This window comes from Marinobacter metalliresistant (genome assembly GCF_038098645.1).
GTDB classification, from domain to species: domain Bacteria; phylum Pseudomonadota; class Gammaproteobacteria; order Pseudomonadales; family Oleiphilaceae; genus Marinobacter; species Marinobacter metalliresistant.
The window spans coordinates 1-22,993 of sequence record NZ_CP101118.1 but is presented as its reverse complement, the minus strand read 5'-3'; the positions used below and the strand labels follow the sequence as shown (position 1 = coordinate 22,993).

General features: G+C 56.8%; 12 protein-coding genes, 2 tRNA genes, 3 rRNA genes and 1 pseudogene. 8 read left to right on the top strand and 10 right to left on the bottom strand.

Going from position 1 to position 22,993, the window contains the following annotated elements:
• The 4 genes from NLK58_RS00090 to smrA form a co-directional block, all read right to left on the bottom strand.
• On the bottom strand, positions 1 to 2,205 hold the full coding sequence (locus NLK58_RS00090) for a xanthine dehydrogenase family protein molybdopterin-binding subunit (RefSeq protein WP_341581644.1): 2,205 nt from the start codon (positions 2,203 to 2,205) through the stop codon (positions 1 to 3).
• A gap of 1 nt (position 2,206) precedes the next feature.
• On the bottom strand, positions 2,207 to 2,683 hold the full coding sequence (locus NLK58_RS00085; protein WP_117620145.1) for a (2Fe-2S)-binding protein: 477 nt from the start codon (positions 2,681 to 2,683) through the stop codon (positions 2,207 to 2,209).
• A 77-nt stretch (positions 2,684 to 2,760) separates the two neighbouring features.
• Positions 2,761 to 2,952, bottom strand: a complete 192-nt coding sequence (locus tag NLK58_RS00080) for a hypothetical protein (RefSeq protein WP_117620144.1) — start codon at positions 2,950 to 2,952, stop codon at positions 2,761 to 2,763.
• Between the two features lie 62 nt (positions 2,953 to 3,014).
• A complete protein-coding gene (gene smrA, locus NLK58_RS00075; RefSeq protein ID WP_341581643.1) occupies positions 3,015 to 3,482 on the bottom strand; it encodes a DNA endonuclease SmrA in 468 nt (155 codons plus the stop codon).
• 284 nt (positions 3,483 to 3,766) lie between these two features.
• On the opposite strand from smrA, the pseudogene NLK58_RS00070 reads away from it, so the two are divergent.
• From NLK58_RS00070 to NLK58_RS00035, 8 genes and pseudogenes are all read left to right on the top strand, one after another.
• Positions 3,767 to 5,684: pseudogene (locus NLK58_RS00070) on the top strand (putative nucleotidyltransferase substrate binding domain-containing protein).
• Between the two features lie 17 nt (positions 5,685 to 5,701).
• Positions 5,702 to 6,409 carry a PolC-type DNA polymerase III gene (locus NLK58_RS00065; protein ID WP_117620142.1) on the top strand — a complete coding sequence of 236 codons (708 nt, stop codon included), beginning with the start codon at positions 5,702 to 5,704 and terminating at the stop codon, positions 6,407 to 6,409.
• Between the two features lie 212 nt (positions 6,410 to 6,621).
• Positions 6,622 to 6,888, top strand: a complete 267-nt coding sequence (locus NLK58_RS00060; protein ID WP_117620141.1) for a DUF4212 domain-containing protein — start codon at positions 6,622 to 6,624, stop codon at positions 6,886 to 6,888.
• A 6-nt stretch (positions 6,889 to 6,894) separates the two neighbouring features.
• Positions 6,895 to 8,661, top strand: coding sequence for a sodium:solute symporter family protein (locus NLK58_RS00055; protein ID WP_341581642.1), 1,767 nt, complete (start codon positions 6,895 to 6,897; stop codon positions 8,659 to 8,661).
• A 97-nt stretch (positions 8,662 to 8,758) separates the two neighbouring features.
• Entirely contained in the window at positions 8,759 to 9,265 is a 507-nt protein-coding gene (locus NLK58_RS00050; protein WP_117620139.1) for a hypothetical protein, read from the top strand.
• Positions 9,266 to 9,318: 53 nt separating this feature from the next.
• Positions 9,319 to 12,837, top strand: coding sequence for a PAS domain-containing hybrid sensor histidine kinase/response regulator (locus tag NLK58_RS00045; protein ID WP_117620138.1), 3,519 nt, complete (start codon positions 9,319 to 9,321; stop codon positions 12,835 to 12,837).
• Positions 12,834 to 14,471, top strand: coding sequence for a response regulator (locus NLK58_RS00040; protein WP_341581641.1), 1,638 nt, complete (start codon positions 12,834 to 12,836; stop codon positions 14,469 to 14,471). Before NLK58_RS00045 ends, NLK58_RS00040 begins: the two co-directional genes overlap by 4 nt.
• Positions 14,468 to 15,148, top strand: coding sequence for a sensor histidine kinase KdpD (locus tag NLK58_RS00035; RefSeq protein ID WP_117620136.1), 681 nt, complete (start codon positions 14,468 to 14,470; stop codon positions 15,146 to 15,148). The genes NLK58_RS00040 and NLK58_RS00035 overlap by 4 nt, the downstream gene beginning before the upstream one ends.
• 99 nt (positions 15,149 to 15,247) lie before the next feature.
• Here NLK58_RS00035 and ltrA read toward each other — a convergent pair whose 3' ends face one another.
• From ltrA to NLK58_RS00005, 6 genes are all read right to left on the bottom strand, one after another.
• A complete protein-coding gene (gene ltrA, locus NLK58_RS00030; RefSeq protein WP_341581639.1) occupies positions 15,248 to 16,636 on the bottom strand; it encodes a group II intron reverse transcriptase/maturase in 1,389 nt (462 codons plus the stop codon).
• 516 nt (positions 16,637 to 17,152) lie between these two features.
• Positions 17,153 to 17,267, bottom strand: a 5S ribosomal RNA gene (gene rrf / locus NLK58_RS00025).
• Positions 17,268 to 17,368: 101 nt separating this feature from the next.
• Positions 17,369 to 20,261: ribosomal RNA gene (locus tag NLK58_RS00020) — 23S ribosomal RNA — on the bottom strand.
• Between the two features lie 324 nt (positions 20,262 to 20,585).
• Positions 20,586 to 20,661 (bottom strand) — tRNA-Ala (locus NLK58_RS00015).
• 272 nt (positions 20,662 to 20,933) lie between these two features.
• Positions 20,934 to 21,010 (bottom strand) — tRNA-Ile (locus NLK58_RS00010).
• Between the two features lie 245 nt (positions 21,011 to 21,255).
• A 16S ribosomal RNA gene (locus NLK58_RS00005) occupies positions 21,256 to 22,790 on the bottom strand.
• The 16S, 23S and 5S rRNA genes sit together here with 2 tRNA genes alongside, the layout of an rRNA operon.
• Between the last annotated feature and the right edge of the window lie 203 nt (positions 22,791 to 22,993).

Genomic DNA, 22,993 nt, shown 5'->3' with positions numbered 1-22,993 from the left:
TCAGGCATCCGCTCTCAGTGGCAGGCTGCGCTGGCGCTTACCGGTCAGGGCAAACAGGGCATTGCCAAGCGCCGGAATCACCGGCGGCACACCCGGCTCGCCGACACCGGTTGGCGCTTCGGCACTGTCCACAATACCCACCAGCACTTCCGGGCGTTCGTACTGTCGCATCAACTGGTAATCGTGAAAATTGCTTTGCTGGACCTGTCCACTCTCCAGGGTGATTTCGCCATAGAGCGCGGCGGTCAGTCCGAACAGGATACCGCCTTCAATCTGGTCTTCCACGATGCGGGGGTTAACCACCTGGCCGCAGTCTACCGCGCAGGCCACCTTGTAAACCCGAATCGCACCGTTCTCGATTCCGGCCTCTACCACCTGCGCAACGTAGGTGCCAAAGCTCCGGAACAGGGCAATGCCCCGGGCACGGCCTTGTGGCGCAGGCGAGGTCCAGTTCGCAAGGTGCGCAGCCTGATCGAGCACTTCCAGATGCCTTGGCTCCGAGGACACCAGCCGGCGACGGAACTGATAGGGATCCTCCCCGGATTCGTGGGCAAGTTCATCCATGAAGGTTTCAACGGCGAAACCGTTGTGGGAATAACCCACCGATCGCCACCAGGTTACGGGTACGCCGGGGTCCGTGTGGGTATGGCGGATATCGATGTTATCCACCTGATAAGGGTACTCAATGGCCCCCTCAATGGCGGACATATCCTTGGGTGTGGCAATACCTTCGGCCATCAGGCCCACCTTGCCCAGGGTGCCGTACATGAACTTCGGCGCCCAGGGATACTGGGCTGGCGCAGCATTACGCACATACCAATCAAGAATCTGCGGGCCCACAATCTGGTGGTGCCAGCCGGTGAGCTCTCCGCCAGACAGGCTGGCTCTCATCCGGTGCAGCATGGCCGGACGATACAGGTCGTGCCGGGTATCTTCTTCCCGGGACCAGATCACTTTGACCGGCCGTCTGACCCGATACGCCACGGCAGCCGCTTCCTCGATGTAATCCTGAGTCAGTCGGCGGCCAAAGCCACCGCCGAGGAAGGTGGTGTTGATGGTGACGTCATCCGGCCCGAGATCCGTCACTCTGGCAACCGCAATCCGGCCAAGGTCCGGTGCCTGGGTCGGCGCCCAGACTTCCATCCGGCCGCCCCGGTACCAGGCAGTTGCGTTCATCGGCTCGAGGGTAGCGTGGGCGAGGTACGGCTGGGCATACTCTGCCTCCAGAACCCGTTCTGCCCCCTCAACCGCACGCTCGAAGCTGCCTTCGCTGCGCTCGGACTCGCCAGAATCTTCATCTGCCGCGGTACGATAAGACTCAAAGACATCCTCTGTGGATACGGACAAAGCCTCCGAAAAGTCCCATTCGACGCTCAGTGCCTCTTGGGCCTTACGGGCGCGCCAGTACTTGTCGGCAACCACGGCGACACCGCGCTCGGTTTCAAAAACCTCAAGCACTCCGGTCATGGCCCGGACCTCATCGCCGTTAAAGCCAGTCACACGACCTCCGTGCCTGGGTGGTCGGGCGACCACCCCATAGACCATGTCCGGCAGTTCCACATCGATACCGTATACAGCCGTACCAGTGGATTTGGCCCTGGCATCCAGCCTGCCCTGCTGCTTACCAATATATTTCCATTCCTTGCGGGGCTTCAGGGCAATGTCACCGCGCACCACTTCTTTTGCGGCCAACTCCACCAGCTTGCCGTAGGCCATGGAATCAATACCGTTCGGATGTACAACCCGACCTTCGCTGGCATGACATTCGGCAGCCTCCACGTTCCAGACCCGGGCCGCAGCCATTACCAGCATCAGCCGGGCTTCGGCCCCCGCCATTCGCAGAGGTTCCCAACTGGTTGCCACACTGGTGCTGCCCCCGGTGAGCTGCAATTTGTAGAGGGGGTTACGGTACTCGGGCGCAACCGGAGCGAAGCGAGGCGTAATCCTCTCCGGCTTTATTTCCAGTTCCTCCGCGATCAGGGTCGTCAGCCCGGTGTAGGTGCCCTGCCCCATCTCGACCCGGGCCAGGGTGAAGAACACCTCATCGTTTTCGGTCAGTTCCAGCCAGGCATCCGGCCGCCACTCACCGGCTTCTGGCTGATAACCTGTCTGGATTCCGGCACAGCCCGGCAAAGCCAGGGAAACCACCAGACCGCCGGAGACACCAGCGCCGACCTTGAGAAAATCCCGTCGATTCATCGCCATGTCACACCTCCTGACTGTTGGATGAACCGGTGGCAACGGATTCCACCGCCGCAATAATCCGGGAGTAAGTTCCGCAACGGCACAGGTTGCCTGTCATCGCGGCAACAATATCGTCCCGCGAGGGAGCCGGGTTGTTGGCCAGCAAGTGTGCCGCACTCATGATCTGGCCCGACTGGCAGTAACCGCATTGCGGAACGCCCTGCTCAATCCAGGCCTGCTGCAGGGCATGAAGCTGATCGCCACCACCCAGCCCCTCGATGGTCTGCACCTGGCCACCGGCCGCCATTTCAGCCGGCGTCGAGCAGGACCGGACAGGCTGGCCGTTCAGATGCACCGTGCAGGCGCCGCAAAGTCCGGCACCGCAGCCGAACTTGGTACCTTTCAGCCCCAGCTCGTCACGGATTACCCACAACAGGGGTGTATCCCCCTCCACATCCAGCGAATGCTGCTCTCCGTTGACTGTCAGCCTTAATGCCATTCCTACTCTCTCCTGTAGGCATTCCGGTTCTGTGCGCCGGATTTATCGTTCTTATTGGTGTCGAAGTTCACCCGGTCTTACTTGATAACCTCCTTTCCGTCCTTGTTAACCCAGATCTTGCGCTCTCCGGTTTCCATCTGATCATTGGAATCCCAGACCTCCCGGTCCGTGGTTGCCTCTTCCACCTTGCCGTTGTCGTTCCAGATTACGCGATCCTTGCAGCCAGCAAGCGCCAGTACTGCACATACAACCAACATTGCTTTTTTCACGACGATAACCTCCGTTTGGCCGTTTGAATGACCAGATTTGAAGACCTCAGAAGCTGGAGCCGTTAACGGCTTCCGTGAACTTCACGATTGTGCTGCTTGTCCCGTTCACTTTTTCGCACCATGACATAAACCGCTCCGGTTCCACCATGGTGTTTTTGGGCCGAATGGAAGGCCATGACATCAGCCAGCTCGGGCAACCACTTGGCAAGGTAACTTTTCAATTGTGCAATGCCATCAGGATTGCGCTCCCCCTTGCCATGGAGAATAATCACAGAGCGCAGACCATAACGGACGCAATCACCGACAAATGTAAACACTTCTCTTCGGGCCTGTTCCACCGTCATCCGGTGTAAATCGAGCCGGGCTTCAATGGGGTATTGCCCCAGCCGCAGCTTGCGAAATACCCCGTGTTGTATGCCCGGACGCCGCCAGCTCAGAACGTCGTGGGCTGTGAGAGGTTCGACTATGTCCGAGGTCAGGGGGGTTTTTGTCCCGGACCGGATTTTCCACGGCGGACCGCTGTCGCTCAAGATGCCCTGGCGTCAGTTCACGGGGTGTCGATACCTCGGCGCGGTTGGGCTTTCGGATGCGCCGGACATCTTTCATTTCCTCAAGAAAACTGAGGCGTTCGTCTTTGGTAGTCATGACATTACAATTAATGACCTGGTTCGACAGGAACTTTACCACCCACCCCCCTTCCCTTAAAGAAAACTGACTTGCGTCAGTCAGTTTGCGACGAAAATCGTAGGGCGGTGACCTTACTCACTGAACTACACTTCTTACGGAAAATAATAACAATCGAGTGGATACGGACATGGCCGCAGCAAACACAGAAACCACCCCCCCCCAGAACATCCGCGCGATTATGACCTTTCTTCGGGAACATGCGCCTTTCTCCAGCATGGATGATACGCACCTCGCACATTTTGCCGAGCACGCATCTCTGCAGTTCTATGCAGACGGCGACGCCGTTCTGTCTCCGGATCAGGGCGTCGTAAAAAAGATTCTACGTGGTCAAGCAGGGGCGGATTCGTGGCGAGCGACATAATGAAAAGGAAGACCGGACGGAAACCACCTTTGAAATCAGCCAGGGCGAATGCTTTCCACTGGCGGCCATCATTGGCGAACGGCCAACCAGAACCCTGCACCGCGCGTCTGGAGACACCTTCTGCCTCAGCATCGGACAGAATGCCTTCATTACCCTGTTTTCAGAGAGTGAGCCTTTCCGGGATTTCTGCCTTCGCGGTGTCAGCAGCCTGCTTGATCAGGTAAACCGGCGCATCCAGTCCGGCGCTATGGCCTCCATGGGCTCCAGCACGTCCCTGGACACGCCTCTTGAGCGCTTTGCCCTGCGCAATCCGATTGTCTGCTCCCCGGACCTTCCGGTACGAAAAGCAGTGGCACGCATGCACGAAAACAACGTCGGCAGCATTATCGTTACCGACGACAACCGCCACCCAACCGGCATTTTTACGCTGCGGGATCTTCGTACCATGATCGCCGAGGAAAAGGGCCCCCTGAATACGCCAATTCGGCAGGTCATGACGAAAGAGCCCTGCTGCCTGCCCTCCCATGCGGATGCCTTTGAGGCTGCCATGCTGATGGCGGAACACCATTTTGCCCACTTGTGCGTGGTCGATGATGAAAACAAACTTATTGGCGTAGTGTCGGAGCGGGACCTTTTCGCCCTTCAACGGGTGGATCTGGTCAACCTTGCCCGCACCATCAGTACCGCCACCCACTTGCGCACCCTGGTCAGCCTGCGATCAGACGTGTCCCGTCTGGTCGATGCCATGCTGGCCCACGGCGCCGATTCCGGGCAGGTGGTCAAGATCATCACAACCCTGAACGACGTAACCGTTCGACGGGTACTGGAACTGAACATCAAGAAAAACGACCCGGGCATTCCCTTTACCTGGCTGACCTTCGGCAGCGAAGGGCGCCAGGAGCAGACACTGCTGACCGATCAGGACAACGGCATCCTGTTCCGGACCCCGGAAGGCATGACCGAAGAACAGGTTCGGGAGAAACTGCTGCCATTTGCCCAGACCGTCACCCAGGAGCTGGCGGAGTGCGGCTTTACCCTGTGCAAAGGCAACATCATGGCCAGCAACCCGAAGCTTTGCCTCAGTGACAGGGAATGGGACGACTGGTTTATCCGGTTTATTGATGCCTCGACACCCCAGAACCTGGTGTACTCCTCAATCTTTCTCGATATGAGAGCGGTGTTTGGCGCCACCGAGCCGTTGCATGATCTGCTGGACAAAGTGCTGTCCCGTATCCGGAAAAACGCCCTGTTCCAGAAGATGCTGGCGGGCAATGCCTTTCAACGGAAGCCGCCGCTGACCATGTTCCGGAATTTCCGCTATGTCTCAGAAGGCAAAAAGCGTGCGCTTGACCTCAAACGCCAGGGCCTTGCGCCCTTCGTGGAAGCGATCAGGGTCTTTGCATTAGCCAACGGGGTCGAAACGGCAAACACCCTGGAGCGCATGGATGAGCTGGCAAAAAAAGGGGTCTTTGATCCGAAGGACGCCAATGCCTGGAAGGAAAGCTATAGCCTGATCCAGGCCATCCGGATGCGAGCCCACCAGGAAATGCTCGAAAAGGGCGAAGAACTGACCAACTACATTGATCCGGACGATCTGAACCCATTGGATCGGCGCATCCTCCGGGAGTCTTTCAGACAGGCTCAGCGGTTGCAACAGAAACTCGAAGTGACCTACCAACTCTGACCGTCAGGCAACACGTCATGCTGGAACAGATAAAACAATGGATAGAGCAGCGCCGGGGCGGGAAGATTGGCAGCCACGACCCGGACAATCTGCCCCATCCCAAATCACCGGGGGAGCAGCTGCTATCCGATTGCCGCCTGATTGTACTCGATCTGGAAACCACGGGGCTGAATGCTGCGAAAGATGAGGTCATCGCAATCGGCGCTGTTGCCATCCGGGGCGGCATTATCCACCTCAGTGACCAGTTTGATCTGATTCTGAGGCGACCGGAACTGGATATACGGGAAACCGTACTCATCCACGGAATTGGCCCCGAAGCCCTTACCCAGGGCCAGGAAACCGAAGATGCACTGCTTTACCTGCTGGAATGGATGAACGGCGATCCCGTACTGGCCTATCACTCGGCATTCGACCAGAAATTCCTGGAGAGAACCCTACGGGCCCAGATTGGCTACACCCTGAGCCACACCTGGATGGACGTTGCAGACCTGATGCCGGCCTTTTTTCCGAATACAAAGACGGGCGGCAAGGGCCTTGATCACTGGGCGGACTATTTTGGCCTGGAGGTTACTGAACGGCACCACGCCGCGTCCGATGCCCTGGCGACCGCAGAGCTGACCCTGGTGGCCCTGAACAAGGCCCGGAAGGAGGGGGTAAAAACCCTTAAGGGACTCCACGACAAGCTTCTTTATCACCGGCGACTGCAAAACATGCATCGTTTTTAATTCCAGCTACGAACGAGTGCGCAGAATTCGATCAATTATTCGGCAAATGACTGAGAATTAGACCTTTTGCCAATATCTATAAATCGCTTGACCAGTAAAGTCAGTAGGGACAACTAGTCGGAGAAGTACTTATATGAATAATAAATTCTCTAACCCAAGTGCCTCGCCAAAAACCCACCCAACCTCCACAACAACAAAACAGGAGTGATCCTATGTCAGTTGGTCATAGCTACGACGCTGAGAAGTACTGGAAGGCGAATCTGCGCCTGATATTCGGGAGCCTGATTGTCTGGGCCCTGGTATCTTATGGCTTTGCAATTCTGCTTCGTCCGATGCTCGCGGGCATTCCGATTGGTGGCACCGATCTGGGCTTCTGGTTCGCCCAGCAAGGCTCCATCCTTACGTTTATCGCTCTGATCTTCTTCTACGCTTGGCGCATGAATAAGATCGACGAACAATTCGGCGTGCACGAGGAGTAAGAACGAATGAGCCAATTTGCCATCAACATCATTTTCGTAGGGGCCTCGTTCCTCATCTATATCCTGATCGCTGTCTGGGCGAAAGCCGGTAGCACCAAGGACTTCTACGTTGCCGGCGGCGGCGTTCATCCGATCACCAACGGTATGGCGATCGGTGCCGACTGGATGTCAGCGGCATCCTTCATTTCCATGGCGGGCCTGATTGCCGCCGGTGGTTACGCCAACTCCACCTTCCTGATGGGCTGGACCGGCGGTTACGTTCTGCTTGCGATGCTGCTGGCCCCGTACCTGCGGAAGTTCGGTAAGTTCACCGTACCCGAGTTCATCGGTGATCGTTTTTACAGCAAGAATGCGCGCCTGGTGGCGGTTATCTGTCTGATCGTCGCGTCCGTGACCTACGTAATCGGCCAGATGGCCGGTGCCGGTGTTGCCTTCTCACGCTTCCTCGAAGTTGACGCCACCCTGGGTCTGATCATTGCTGCGGTCGTGGTCTTCATCTACGCCGTTATGGGAGGCATGAAGGGTATCACCTACACCCAGGTTGCCCAGTACTGCGTGCTGATCGTCGCCTACACCATCCCTGCCGTGTTCATCTCCGTGCAACTGACCGGTAACCCTATTCCCGGTCTCGGCCTGTTCTCCACCCACGTGGACTCCGGCATGCCGCTACTCTCCAAGCTGAATCAGGTCATCACCGACCTCGGCTTCAACGAGTACACCGCGGACGTGGACAACAAACTGAACATGGTCCTGTTTACCCTGTCACTGATGATCGGTACTGCTGGCCTGCCGCACGTCATCATCCGCTTCTTCACCGTGCCGAAAGTTGCCGACGCGCGCTGGTCAGCCGGCTGGGCCCTGGTTTTCATCGCCCTGCTGTACCTGACTGCGCCGGCTGTTGCTTCCATGGCGCGCCTGAACCTGATGACCACCATCTACCCGGACGGCACCGCAGCTGAGCCAATCCAGTACGATGAGCGTCCGAACTGGATCAGGGAGTGGGAAATTACCGGTCTGATTCAGTTCACCGACAAGAACGAAGATGGCCGTATCCAGTTGTATAACGACAGCGAAGCTTTCCAATCCGAGGCTGACGCCCGTGGCTGGAAAGGCAACGAGCTGGTCGTTAACCGGGATATCCTGGTTCTGGCCAACCCGGAAATCGCCAACCTGCCAGGCTGGGTGGTCGGTCTCATTGCGGCGGGCGGCCTCGCGGCAGCACTGTCCACAGCAGCGGGCCTGTTGCTGGCGATTTCCTCCGCGGTGAGTCATGACCTGATCAAGGGGTCTATCAACCCGAACATCTCGGAGAAAGGCGAACTGCTGGCAGCACGGATCTCCATGGCTGTCGCGATCGCGGTGGCGACCTGGCTTGGCGCCAATCCCCCGGGCTTCGCGGCACAGGTGGTGGCACTTGCCTTCGGTATTGCCGCCGCGTCCCTGTTCCCGGCGCTGATGATGGGTATCTTCTCCAAGCGTGTTAACAACACCGGTGCCATCTCCGGCATGCTGACCGGCCTGGGCTTCACCCTGGCGTACATCTTCGTCTATAAGGGCTGGCTGTTCATTCCGGGTACCAACAACCTGGCAGATACCCCGGAGAACTGGGTGCTGGGCATCTCCCCGCTGTCCATCGGCGCGGTTGGCGCAATTGTCAACTTTGCGGTAGCCTTCATTGTATCCAACGCAACTGAAGAGCCGCCCGTTGAGATTCAGGAGCTGGTTGAAAGCGTCCGTTACCCACGTGGTGCCGGTCAGGCTCAAGACCACTGAGCAACATCTCAACCTGATTCGTTCCCTGAACTGACAGGTTGATACTGAACGGGCTTCCTCAATGAGGGAGCCCGTTCTTTTTTGAGGAAGTTATTTTATGTTCTGGACATTTGTTGCCACAGTAGTCTGCGGCCTGGGTGCCGCAGGTATCGCTCTGGGTATCAGGGCCGCTACCCGAAACAAAGCCCCGAAGTGGATCATCCCCGTTTTTGCCGGCGCCGGCATGCTCGGCTATCTCATCTACATGGAATACACCTGGTTCGACCAGAAACAATCCCGCCTGCCGGAAGAAGCCGTGGTTGTGAATACTGAAACTGACGGCATCCTCTGGCGGCCCTGGACCTTTGTTTTTCCGTATGTTACCGCTTTTTCGACTGTGGATATCAAGAGTATCAGCCGTGACACAAACAGCGATGACATCGTCCGGTTTACGCTCTATCGCTTCGAACAGAAGGTGATAGACGCCGTTTCCCACCGCATTCACATCATCAACTGTGCGTCCCGGGAACTCGTGCCCCTGGGATCGGACGGAAGCCCCCGGGTAGACAATCTGAAGGTTCTTGAACCCGGAGATGCCCTGTATGACACCGTCTGTGCGGAATGATGCGACAATAGCGTGACGCCCTGACCTGCCGACCCTGACGGGAATGAATATCCATGATTAGCGCCTGGTTGCTGGCTCTTATTTCCATCACTTACATTTCGATCCTGTTCGTGATCGCCTGGGCCGGCGACAAACATCCGGGGCTGTATCGGCGGCGCCTGGCACGAACCCATATCTACGCCCTGTCACTGGCAGTTTACTTTACTTCCTGGACCTTCTATGGCGCCGTGGGCCGCGCCACCCAGGAAGGCCTTGGCTTTCTCCCGATTTACCTGGGCCCGCTGCTGGTCTTCGTGTTCGGCGCTCACATGCTGCGCCGGATTATCTACATCAGCAAACGCAACAACAGCACCTCCATCGCCGATTTCATCGCCTCCAGGTACGGCAAATCACAGCTCCTGGCCGCGATGATCGCAACCTTCGCCCTCATAGGCAGCGTTCCCTACATTGCCTTGCAGCTGAAAGCCATTGCCATGGGCTTCGCCGTCCTGTCCGGGACAGGTACCGGCTACGAGGGGCTAAGCTCAGCGGCCTGGAAGGATTCTGCCTGGTACATCACCCTGGCCCTGGCGGTATTCACTGTGCTGTTTGGCACCCGGCACCTGGAATCGACGGAGCACCACCGGGGGATGATTCAGGCGGTCGCCTTCGAGTCCCTGATAAAGCTCGTGGCCTTTATCGCCGTCGGCCTTTTTGTCGGCTACGGCCTGTACGGTGGATTCGGCGACCTGTTTTCCCGGGCGAAAGACGCCGACCTGATGGGCACCCTGACCACCGACGGCATCGAGGCTCCCGCCTTTATCACCCAGACCCTGGTTGCGATGCTGGCTATCATCTGCCTGCCAAGACAATTCCATGTCATGGTGGTCGAGAACACCGATCACCGGGATTTTGAGATCGCGCGCTGGGCCATGCCCATCTACCTGATCGTGGCCTCCGCCTTTGTACTTCCCATCGCTGCGGCGGGCATGCTGTCTCCCGAAGCGGCCGCGGGCAACCCCGATATACTGATTCTCCAGTTGCCGATCATGGCCGGGGAGGAATGGCTTGCGATACTGGCGTTTCTGGGTGGTGGCTCCGCCGCAGCGGCCATGGTGATCGTCAGTTCGGTCGCCATCGCCACCATGGTAAGCAACGAAATTATCATGCCGGCGCTCCTGAAATTTTTCCGGCCGGGGATGAACCGGCGCAACGACCTGAGCTATCTTCTGCTCAGCATTCGCCGTGTCGCGATCTTTGTGGTCCTGCTGACTGCCTATGGCTTCTACCGTATGGCGGGCGAGGATTACAGCCTGACCGCCTTTGGACTGCTTTCCTTCGCAGCAGCCGCGCAGTTCGGGCCGGCGCTGGTTGGTGGTATCATCTGGCGGCGCGGCAACTACATGGGCGCCGTCTGGGGCCTCGGCCTGGGTTTCCTGATGTGGTGCTACACCCTGCTGCTGCCGGCACTCGCAACCACCGGATGGGTAACGGACTCGCTGATTGAACAGGGCATCTGGGGTATCAACTGGACCCGACCCACGGCATTGTTTGGCTCTGATCTGGATCAGATCAGCCATGGCATTATCTGGAGCCTTGGCATAAATACCGTGGTCTACATCCTGCTTTCCATGCTTACCCGACAACGGGTGCGGGAAAAAATCCAGATTGCCTCGTTCTTTCACGATCCCCAGCCGAAAGCGGAAACCGCCCAGCACCAGAGCTGGCAGGGCGAGATTCTGACCTCTGACCTGCAGGCCCTCACCGACCGTTTCATGGGCGAGGAGCGTTCCGAGACGATTTTCCGGAATTACGAGCGCCGCAACGCCATCCGGCTGCACCCACACCGTCCTGCATCCGCCCACCTCATGAAGTACATCGAGCGGCAGCTGGCTTCCGTTATCGGGGCCTCCACGGCCCGCGTGGTGCTGGAATCCACCCTCACCGGTCGCGACATGCAGATTGAGGACGTGGTCAGCATCGTCGATGAGGCCTCCCAGGCCATGACGTTCAGCCGGGAACTGCTACAGTCAGCCATTGAAAACATCAGTCTGGGCGTCTCGGTGGTTAACCATCAGCAACAACTGGTGGTCTGGAATCATCGCTATCTCGAGCTGTTCACTTACCCCAAGGGGTTTGTCAAGGTTGGGCGCCCGGTCGAAGATCTGATGCGGTATAACCTGACCAACGCCAACCTGTCAGCCCGCAGGATTGATGAAATTGTCGAGGACCGCTGCACCAGCATGCGGGAAGGCCGGCCGATGTCCTACGAGCGCCAGAGGCCCGACGGAACCGTCCTGCGGGTAGACGGCAGCCCGATACCCGGGGGTGGCTATGCAACCACCTTCCAGGACATCACAGCCATGCGAAGGACCGAGCAGGCCCTCAAGGAAACCAATATCTACCTTGAACAACGGGTGAAGGAGCGTACCCAGGAGCTTCAGGTCATCAATGAGCAGATGCTGAAAGCGAAATCCGTTGCCGAGCAGGCCAACCAGAGCAAGACCCGGTTTCTGGCATCGGCCAGTCATGATCTGTTGCAGCCCCTCAATGCGGCCCGTCTGTTTACCTCTGCCCTGGCTGGCAAGGCCGACGATACTGAAATGAAAGATCTGGTGGATCATATTGACAGTTCCCTCGGTGCTGCCGAAGAGATCATCAGTACATTGCTTGATATCTCCAAACTTGATGCAGGTGCACTGGAACCGGACATCGGGGCCTTCCCGGTTAATGAGATCATGCGACATCTTGCGACCGACTTTTCGGCGATTGCCAAGGATCAGGACCTGGAGCTCCACGTTGTACCCAGCAGTGTCTGGATCCGCTCGGACGCCAAATTGCTGCGCCGTGTGGTCCAGAATTTCCTGTCCAATGCCATACGCTATACGCCGGAAGGGAAGATTCTGCTCGGCTGCCGGAGATTAAAGGGGTATATCCGCATTGAAGTCTGGGACACGGGTCCGGGTATACCCGAAGACCAGCTGGCGCACATTTTCGAGGAGTTTCGCCGTTTCCAGCACGGCCGGGACAAGAAAGGGCTCGGGCTCGGCCTGGCCATCGTGGACCGGATCAGTGGCATGCTGAACCATCCGGTCAGCGTACACTCGGTTCAGGGCCGTGGCAGTGTGTTCGGAATCACCGTCCCTGTCGCCGCGCCGGAACAGAACGAGCCCGTCGCCACTAAGTCTGCCTCAACCTCACGACGGGTTTCGAACCTCGGCGGCCTGCACTTCCTGTGTATCGACAACGACCCTGCCATTCTTCACGGCATGGTGGCTTTGCTTGGTAACTGGAAGTGTGATGTGACCGCTGCGGAAAGCCTCGAAGATGCCATGGAAAAACTGGAAGGCCAGAGACCCGATATTATACTTGCCGATTACCAGCTTGATGATAACAAGAATGGCCTGGATGCCATGGACAGTATCCGTGACGCGCTTAGCGAGGACATCCCGGGGATACTTATCACCGGGTATATGGCACCCGAAGTTCGGGAAGATGCCATTAACCGTGGTTACCAGATTCTCTACAAGCCTGTAAAACCCGCTGCATTGCGGGCGCTGGTTAACAAGTTACTCAAGCAGAAGCGCTCATGACCGATTCAAAAACCGATTTCAATCCTTTCGGCAAGCTGACATTCCTGATTATTGATGACTTCGAGAACTTCCGGTTGTCCATACGCCAGATGTTACGCAGCTGTGGCGCAGACAAAATCGAATTGGTTGCCCATGCCAATCCGGCTATCCAGTACTGCACCTACAACCACGTTGATGTAGTGCTCTGTGACTTCAACCTTGGGGAAGGCAAAAACGGGCAGCACATACTGGAAGAACTCCGCCATAAAAAGCTCCTGAAGCGCTCCTCCCTGTTTCTGATGGTCACCGCCGAGACATCCAAGGAAATGGTAATGGGGGCTCGGGAATATCAGCCGGATGCCTATCTGACCAAACCGATCAACCGGGCAGTTCTAGAGAAAAGACTTGGCAGCCTCATCAGCCAGCGTAACGCGCTTATGCCCATTAACCGGGAAATCGACCGGGAGAACTATCCGGAGGCCATCTCCCTATGCCTCCAGGCACTCCCCAGGCAACCCCGCTACAAAACCTGGTTGATGAAAACCCTGGGAGACCTCTACTTCCAACTGGGGGATCTCGCTCACGCGCTCAAGGTTTTTGACGATGTGCTGGCCCAACGTGAGCTTTCATGGGCAAGGTTTGGCCGCTGCAAAGTCCTGCTTGCAAAACGAAGCTTCGACGACGCAGTTGATGGACTTCGGGAGCTTATCGCCAAGCATCCAGACTATATGGAAGCCTATGACCTCCTCGCGGAAGGTCTGGAGCAACAGGGTCGTCCGACCCAGGCCCAGCAAATACTCGAACAGGCCGCACAACACTCCCCTAATGCCCTGCTCAGACAGAAGCATCTGGCGGAGCTGGCCGGCTCCAATCAGGACATGGACACTGCGTCGGATGCGTGGCGCCGGACCGTTGAGCTCGGAACCTACTCGATTCACGACAACTCTGGCCATTATCTTGCTCTCGGGCAAACGTTGTCCGACCTCAGTGAGGGCGATCTGGAAGAAGAAGGCGCCGCGCGGGCCAAAGAAGCACTGGCTATGCTGAAAAAAATGGAAAAACGGTTCGCGGAGGAAGAAGACATCGCGGTGCGCAGTCAGATCATTCAGTGCCGGGTGTATGCTGGCCAGGGGCAGGATCAGCAGGCGGCCAAGATCCTCGAAAGAATCAGGCCTGAGCTTCAGGACACCACAACACTGGACGTACAAACGGCGCTGGACTATGCAAAAACCCTGTTCCGGATGAGCCACGAGACGGAAGCGAAACAGCTTCTGGCCGAAATGGCCGAACGTTTCAGCGATGATCCAGACACCCTGCAGAAAATCGAAAGTCTCCTGGACGAGCCTGTCGGATTCCGTCAGAAGATCATGGCCCGCACGCTTAACCGCGACGGCATCAGGGCGTTTGAGTCCGGGGACCTGCGGGAAGCCGCGGACACGTTTACCAAAGCCCTGGAAATTGTTCCTGATCATGCCGCCCTGAACCTGAACCTGGTGCAGGTGCTGATGAAGGAATACGACAATAACCCGGAAAAAACCGATCTTCTCAGGCGTTGCCAGACCTGCCTGGACCGGTTATCAAACCTGCCAGGGCAACACCGCCAACACCGACGTTATATCGCCTTGCAACGCAAGCTGAAGGGGCTCACCGAATGAACAACCATAATATTGATTTTTCAATGGTCCTTGCCTCCGCTGTTCACGATATGAAGAACTCCCTTGGTATGCTCCTGAATTCCCTGGACGAACTGCGATCAGAACAGGAGAGAGCACTGGGGGAGTCTTCACGATTCAATACCCTGCAGTATGAAGCCGAACGCATGCATAACGACCTGGTTCAGCTTCTGGGTATCTACCGGCTGGGGGAAAATAACCTGTCTGCTCATATTGAGGAGCACTTTGTGCCCGACTTCCTCTCCGAACACCTGGTCCGGCACACCCCGCTACTCAAGGGTCTGGGCATTGATTGCTCGGTAGAGGCCGAGGAGATTAACGGCTTTTTCGACGAGGATCTTTTGACCGGCGCGCTCAATAACACCATCAATAACGCCATACGCTACACCAAGAGCAAGATCCGCCTTACGGCCGGCGAAAGGGACGGCTATCTCGTGATAGGTGTTGAAGACGACGGAAAGGGGTACCCGGACAGCATGCAGCACACTGGCACCCTGAGCTTCAAATCCCTGGATTTCAAAAGTGGCAGCACCAGCCTCGGGCTGTTCTTTGCGTCTTCCGTTGCCGAGCTTCACAGCGACGGGAAAAGAACCGGAGCCATCAAATTGCACAATGGCGGCAGCCTTGGTGGTGGCGTTTTTGAAATCTGGTTGCCCTGACTGGCACAACATAAACACAAATTCCGGGATCGAGTAGGAGGGGGAGTTACCTCCCCCGTCCTCTCACACCACCGTACGTACGGTTCCGTATACGGCGGTTCATGGCTGGCTCTGAAGCCGAGTCATCGTATCCAACAAGCTTACCAGAGACAGGCGGTTAAAGACCTTCTTGGGGAGTGCGGCATTCATATGCGATGCCCCGCTATTCCACCAAGGCCCGCGCCCGTTTGTCGCGCTTTTCCAAGCCCGTTCCTCCACCAGTCCAAGCCGCATCAGGTTGCGAGCTCGAGTGTGAACTCGCTTCCATTGTCGCCACAGGATCAGGCGGAGTCGTCGCCGTACCCACCCGTCCATCGCCTCTACCGAGCGCTTTGAGTCGGTCAGGCGGTAGTAGTTCGCCCACCCTCGCAGCACTGGATTCAGGTGTTGGATGGTGGTCAGCAGCGATCGCCCCCGTGATCGTCGGAGCAACTGACGCAGTTTGGCCTGATGAGCTTTCAGGCTCTTGGGCGCAATCCTCAGCCGAACCTGTTTGTGCCAGCTTACGCTGTAACCCAGATAGCTCCGGCGCCAAGGCCGATCCACGGCGCTTTTCTCCGTGTTGATCTTCAGGCGCAAGTGCGTTTCCAGATAGTGGGTGAGGCTGGCCATGATCCGGTGCCCGGCTCGCTTGCTACGAACGTAGATATTGCAGTCGTCCGCGTAGCGGCAGAACCGATGGCCCCGGCGCTCCAGCTCCCTGTCCAGTTCGGTCAAAAGAACATTGGAGAGCAGAGGCGAGAGCGGGCCGCCTTGTGGCGTCCCTTCCCGTCTCGGGCTGACCACCCCACCGTCCAGCATGCCGGCTTCCAGATAACGTCGGATCAGGGTCAGTATCCGGCGGTCGGTGATGCGACGAGCCAGCAGGCTCATCAGCACATCGTGGTTGACCCGGTCAAAGAACTGGGCCAGATCCAGATCGACCACCCAACGGTGGCCCTCATTGATGTGCTGCTGCATCGCCTTGACCGCCTGATGGGCACTTCTCCCAGGCCGGAAGCCGTAACTGTGATCCGAGAAGGTCGGTTCCAGCATCGGGCTCAGCACTTGGTGAAGGGCTTGTTGAATCAGGCGATCTTGTACCGTCGGAATACCCAGTACCCGTTCGCCGCCTTGCGGCTTGGGGATACTGACCCGGCGTATGGGCTGAGGATGGTAGCGTCCGGCCAATAAGCGCTCACGCACCGTTGGCCAATGCTGTTGCAGGTGGCCTTTCAGGGCCGTTGTGGGCATCTGATCGACGCCAGCTGCGCCCTTGTTGGACACCACCCGCTGATACGCACGCATCAGGTTCGGGCGCTCAAGCACCTGTTCCATCCGCGCGTTCGGCTCCGCGTTCGTCCACGAATGAGCCTCCGCGTCTGCCTCGACACGGGCACCAGTCTCTGCCGGATTCCGTCCGGCGCCTCCCTGATTGCCCTGACCCATCCGGGCCGCTTCTGTCTTCATAAGCACACCACGAGCACTCATCGCCTACTTGCGGTCAACCATGTTCAGCCCTTCAGTGTGCGGTGACACACCTACTATGGCCTCTGCTGAGTTCTGGCTTCCCATCCCCACCCCTCACGAGGTGAGTAGCACGGTGGCAGAAAACCAGACTTCCCAGGGTAAGACGCGTGACCTTCACACTTATACCCGCCGCATCTACGTTCACACCTTCTGTGCAAGTATCGGGCTTTGACGATATTGGCCGCCTTACCCGGTGTGACCGCCTCGTATGCGATTTCTGTTCGTCAGGTCAGTGTTTTGCCTGCGGCTTCCTTCAGATTCCACCTCGCGATGGACACCCTTGCCGTCCGGCTAGTGGTTCCCCTTACCGGGCCCACAGGGGACTTGCACCCCCAAGTCATCCGGCCAGCACCACCTGTACCGGAACAGCGCCCGTCAAGGCGCTACGCGCCATGCCTGGCGCACCAACAAAAAAGCCCCGGCAGCTATTGCTGTCGGGGCTTGTTTATATTAGGAGCCTGACGATGACCTACTCTCACATGGGCAACGCCACACTACCATCGGCGCTGGTCTGTTTCACTTCTGAGTTCGGGATGGGATCAGGTGGTTCCAGACCGCTATGGTCGTCAGGCAAAACGGTTGATCACTGGGGGACGAGATGGAACGTTCAGGGTGTTTTCTGAGTGATAATCGATTTCGGTTTGCGTTACCCGCAATTGTCTTGGGTGTTATATAGTCAAGCCGCACGAGCAATTAGTATCGGTTAGCTCAACGCCTCGCAGCGCTTACACACCCGACCTATCAACGTCCTGGTCTTGAACGGCTCTTCAGGGCCCTCGAGGGGCCAGGGAGATCTCATCTTGGAAGGGGCTTCCCGCTTAGATGCTTTCAGCGGTTATCCTGTCCGAACATAGCTACCGGGCAATGCCACTGGCGTGACAACCCGAACACCAGAGGTTCGTCCACTCCGGTCCTCTCGTACTAGGAGCAGCTTTCCTCAAATCTCCAACGTCCACGGCAGATAGGGACCGAACTGTCTCACGACGTTCTAAACCCAGCTCGCGTACCACTTTAAATGGCGAACAGCCATACCCTTGGGACCGGCTTCAGCCCCAGGATGTGATGAGCCGACATCGAGGTGCCAAACACCGCCGTCGATGTGAACTCTTGGGCGGTATCAGCCTGTTATCCCCGGAGTACCTTTTATCCGTTGAGCGATGGCCCTTCCATACAGAACCACCGGATCACTATGACCTACTTTCGTACCTGCTCGACGTGTCTGTCTCGCAGTTAAGCGGGCTTGTGCCATTACACTAACCGCATGATGTCCGACCATGCTTAGCCCACCTTTGTGCTCCTCCGTTACGCTTTGGGAGGAGACCGCCCCAGTCAAACTACCCACCACACAGTGTCCTCATCCCCGATCAGGGGACCAAGTTAGAACCTCAAACAGGTCAGGCTGGTATTTCAAGGTTGGCTCCATGAGAACTGGCGTTCCCACTTCAAAGCCTCCCAGCTATCCTACACAAACATGCTCAAAGTTCACTGTGAAGCTATAGTAAAGGTTCACGGGGTCTTTCCGTCTAGCCGCGGATACACCGCATCTTCACGGCGATTTCAATTTCACTGAGTCTCGGGTAGAGACAGCGCCCCCATCGTTACGCCATTCGTGCAGGTCGGAACTTACCCGACAAGGAATTTCGCTACCTTAGGACCGTTATAGTTACGGCCGCCGTTTACCGGGGCTTCGATCAAGAGCTTCGCGCAAGCGCTAACCCCATCAATTAACCTTCCGGCACCGGGCAGGCGTCACACCGTATACGTCCACTTTCGTGTTTGCACAGTGCTGTGTTTTTAATAAACAGTCGCAGGGGCCTGGTATCTTCGACCGGCGTCCGCTCCACCCGCAGGGGCTTCACGTAATACCGGCGTGCCTTCTCCCGAAGTTACGGCACCATTTTGCCTAGTTCCTTTACCCGAGTTCTCTCAAGCGCCTTGGTATTCTCTACCTGACCACCTGTGTCGGTTTGGGGTACGGTCCCGAATAGCCTGAAGCTTAGAAGATTTTCCTGGAAGCAGGGCATCAATGACTTCCCGCTCTATGAGCAGTCGTCGTCGCGTCTCGAGATTGTGGACCCGGATTTGCCTAAGTCCACTCCCTACTCGCTTAAACCGGGACAACCGTCGCCCGGCTCACCTAGCCTTCTCCGTCTCTCCATCGCAGCTATCCAAGGTACGGGAATATTAACCCGTTTCCCATCGACTACACCTTTCGGTCTCGCCTTAGGGGCCGACTCACCCTGCGCCGATTAGCGTTGCGCAGGAACCCTTGGTCTTCCGGCGTGGGGGTTTTTCACCCCCATTGTCGTTACTCATGTCAGCATTCGCACTTCTGATACCTCCAGCATGCTTCTCAACACACCTTCGCAGGCTTACAGAACGCTCCCCTACCCCGTGCACTTGCGTGCACAGCCGCAGCTTCGGTGACCAGTTTGAGCCCCGTTACATCTTCCGCGCAGGCCGACTCGACTAGTGAGCTATTACGCTTTCTTTAAAGGATGGCTGCTTCTAAGCCAACCTCCTAGCTGTCTGAGCCTTCCCACATCGTTTCCCACTTAACTGGTACTTGGGGACCTTAGCTGGCGGTCTGGGTTGTTTCCCTCTTCACGATGGACGTTAGCACCCACCGTGTGTCTCCCGGATAGTACTCACAGGTATTCGGAGTTTGCATCGGGTTGGTAAGTCGGGATGACCCCCTAGCCGAAACAGTGCTCTACCCCCTGTGGTATTCGTCCGAGGCGCTACCTAAATAGCTTTCGGGGAGAACCAGCTATCTCCGGGCTTGATTAGCCTTTCACTCCGATCCACAAGTCATCCCCTGGCTTTTCAACGACAGTGGGTTCGGTCCTCCAGTTGATGTTACTCAACCTTCAACCTGCTCATGGATAGATCGCCCGGTTTCGGGTCTATGCCCAGCGACTAAATCGCCCTATTCAGACTCGGTTTCCCTACGGCTCCCCTAAACGGTTAACCTCGCCACTGAACATAAGTCGCTGACCCATTATACAAAAGGTACGCCGTCACGGAACACGTCCGCTCCGACTGCTTGTACGCATACGGTTTCAGGATCTATTTCACTCCCCTCACAGGGGTTCTTTTCGCCTTTCCCTCACGGTACTGGTTCACTATCGGTCAGTCAGGAGTATTTAGCCTTGGAGGATGGTCCCCCCATGTTCAGACAGGATATCACGTGTCCCGTCCTACTCGATTTCACTGAACTTAGGTTTCGGATACGGGGCTATCACCCACTATGGCGGCCCTTTCCAGAGCCTTCTCCTACCCGTCGTCCAGCTTAAGGGCTGGTCCCCGTTCGCTCGCCGCTACTGAGGGAATCTCGGTTGATTTCTTTTCCTCGGGGTACTTAGATGTTTCAGTTCCCCCGGTTCGCCCCGCACAGCTATGTATTCACTGTACGGTACCGACCCGAAAGTCGGTGGGTTTCCCCATTCAGAGATGCCCGGATCACAGCTTGTTTGCCAGCTCCCCGAGCCTTATCGCAGGCTTCCACGTCTTTCATCGCCTCTGACTGCCAAGGCATCCACCGTATGCGCTTAGTTGCTTGACTATATAACCCCAAGACAACTGTTCACGAATCAACATCCCTTACCAGGCAAGCCTGACAAAGAACCCTGTTTCGAGACAGTCACTTGAAGCAATATAACAACCACTTCAACGACAACACCGGATAACGCTTGAAATCGCTATCACATTGAACACGTTTTCTCGGAGATAATGAGAAAACGTCTTCGTGTTCTATCTCGTCCAATTTGTTAAAGAGCAAATCTGACCCAGTGATCAGAAAGAAGGCCTTCAGCCATAACCCTTAACTCGGTCATCAAACTGAAAAACTTGTTTCTGTACACTGCCAACTCGCGTTGGTCAGTAAATTTGGTGGAGCTAGGCAGGATCGAACTGCCGACCTCCTGCGTGCAAGGCAGGCGCTCTCCCAGCTGAGCTATAGCCCCGTCTACTTGTCCAGCTTCTGTCACTCGTCGTTGCAGCCTTCATTCGCATCCGTCATGACCCATCGAGGGTCACTCCTTCACTCATTCAAGCTGCGCCTGGATTGACAAAACCTGTCCGGCGCATCCGCGTACGTCGCTACCTTTGCGGATGACCCACTCGGTCCACCTCTTTACCGCGAGGCGCGCTCCGAAAATTGGGTTAGCCTAGGCATCGGCGGGTGTAGCGTGCGAGTAGCACGTGAGCCCGGCGATAACGACGGATAACGCAATTTTGGTGGGTCTGGGTGGACTTGAACCACCGACCTCACCCTTATCAGGGGTGCGCTCTAACCACCTGAGCTACAGACCCGGTTTTGCTTGTCTTCGCACCACCTGGGCTGCGTTGCAGTCTTCGATCACTCAGTCACGTACCTGGGTACGCTCCCTCACTCTCTCAGCCTGCGCCTTGTCAGCTGGCGCGAATCCGGCGCCAAACCCCGAGATCGTCTCGTGGTTTGAACCAAACCGACAACGGGCCTGCATAGACCCTTTTGCTCTCTTTATTAGCCAACCAAGTAATTCGTGTGGACTCTGACCGAAGCCTTCGGCTTCGTTTAAGGAGGTGATCCAGCCGCAGGTTCCCCTACGGCTACCTTGTTACGACTTCACCCCAGTCATGAACCACACCGTGGTGATCGTCCTCCCGAAGGTTAGACTAACCACTTCTGGTGCAATCCACTCCCATGGTGTGACGGGCGGTGTGTACAAGGCCCGGGAACGTATTCACCGTGACATTCTGATTCACGATTACTAGCGATTCCGACTTCACGCAGTCGAGTTGCAGACTGCGATCCGGACTACGACGCGTTTTGTGAGATTGGCTCCCCTCGCGGGTTTGCAGCCCTCTGTGCGCGCCATTGTAGCACGTGTGTAGCCCTGGCCGTAAGGGCCATGATGACCTGACGTCATCCCCACCTTCCTCCGGTTTGTCACCGGCAGTCTCCCTAGAGTTCTCAGCCAAACTGCTAGCAACTAGGGATAGGGGTTGCGCTCGTTACGGGACTTAACCCAACATCTCACGACACGAGCTGACGACGGCCATGCAGCACCTGTGTCTGAGCTCCCGAAGGCACCAATCCATCTCTGGAAAGTTCTCAGCATGTCAAGGCCAGGTAAGGTTCTTCGCGTTGCGTCGAATTAAACCACATGCTCCACCGCTTGTGCGGGCCCCCGTCAATTCATTTGAGTTTTAACCTTGCGGCCGTACTCCCCAGGCGGTCAACTTAGTGCGTTAGCTGCGCCACTAAGACTTCAAGAGTCCCAACGGCTAGTTGACATCGTTTACGGCGTGGACTACCAGGGTATCTAATCCTGTTTGCTCCCCACGCTTTCGCACCTCAGTGTCAGTGTTGGTCCAGGGTGCCGCCTTCGCCACTGGTGTTCCTTCCTATATCTACGCATTTCACCGCTACACAGGAAATTCCACACCCCTCTACCACACTCTAGCCTGACAGTTCGAAATGCCGTTCCCAGGTTAAGCCCGGGGCTTTCACATCTCGCTTATCAAACCACCTACGCGCGCTTTACGCCCAGTAATTCCGATTAACGCTTGCACCCTCCGTATTACCGCGGCTGCTGGCACGGAGTTAGCCGGTGCTTCTTCTGTGAGTAACGTCAATCCTCAAGGGTATTAACCTTAAGGCCTTCCTCCTCACTGAAAGTGCTTTACAACCCGAAAGCCTTCTTCACACACGCGGCATGGCTGGATCAGGGTTGCCCCCATTGTCCAATATTCCCCACTGCTGCCTCCCGTAGGAGTTCGGGCCGTGTCTCAGTCCCGATGTGGCTGATCATCCTCTCAGACCAGCTACGGATCGTCGCCTTGGTGGGCCTTTACCCCACCAACTAGCTAATCCGGCTTAGGCTCATCTGATAGCGCAAGGTCCGAAGATCCCCTGCTTTCCCCCGAAGGGCGTACGCGGTATTAATCCGGGTTTCCCCGGGCTATCCCCCACTACCAGGCAGATTCCTAAGCATTACTCACCCGTCCGCCGCTCGTCAGCATCCCGAAGGACCTGTTACCGCTCGACTTGCATGTGTTAAGCCTGCCGCCAGCGTTCAATCTGAGCCATGATCAAACTCTTCAGTTTAAATCATACAAGAATCCGAAGATCCTCTATTCTTGCTCAAGACAAAACTCAATTTCGACGAGTCACTGTCCTGATATTTCATCTCCGAAATACCTCGGCCAGCGCCCACACGAATTACTTGGTTAACTTTTTAAAGAGCGGTTGAGCCGTGGCTCAATCAAGGAGGCGTATTCTACATCGTTCCGCCACCCTGTCAACCGTTT

Bases quoted from the DNA above. Each gene is read 5' to 3' on its own strand.
- NLK58_RS00090 (WP_341581644.1), bottom strand. From the start codon at position 2,205: ATGGCGATGAATCGACGGGATTTTCTCAAGGTCGGCGCTGGTGTCTCC.
- NLK58_RS00040 (WP_341581641.1), top strand. From the start codon at position 12,834: ATGACCGATTCAAAAACCGATTTCAATCCTTTCGGCAAGCTGACATTC.
- NLK58_RS00050 (WP_117620139.1), top strand. From the start codon at position 8,759: ATGTTCTGGACATTTGTTGCCACAGTAGTCTGCGGCCTGGGTGCCGCA.
- NLK58_RS00065 (WP_117620142.1), top strand. From the start codon at position 5,702: ATGCTGGAACAGATAAAACAATGGATAGAGCAGCGCCGGGGCGGGAAG.
- NLK58_RS00035 (WP_117620136.1), top strand. From the start codon at position 14,468: ATGAACAACCATAATATTGATTTTTCAATGGTCCTTGCCTCCGCTGTT.
- ltrA (WP_341581639.1), bottom strand. From the start codon at position 16,636: ATGAAGACAGAAGCGGCCCGGATGGGTCAGGGCAATCAGGGAGGCGCC.
- NLK58_RS00085 (WP_117620145.1), bottom strand. From the start codon at position 2,683: ATGGCATTAAGGCTGACAGTCAACGGAGAGCAGCATTCGCTGGATGTG.
- NLK58_RS00060 (WP_117620141.1), top strand. From the start codon at position 6,622: ATGTCAGTTGGTCATAGCTACGACGCTGAGAAGTACTGGAAGGCGAAT.
- NLK58_RS00045 (WP_117620138.1), top strand. From the start codon at position 9,319: ATGATTAGCGCCTGGTTGCTGGCTCTTATTTCCATCACTTACATTTCG.
- NLK58_RS00055 (WP_341581642.1), top strand. From the start codon at position 6,895: ATGAGCCAATTTGCCATCAACATCATTTTCGTAGGGGCCTCGTTCCTC.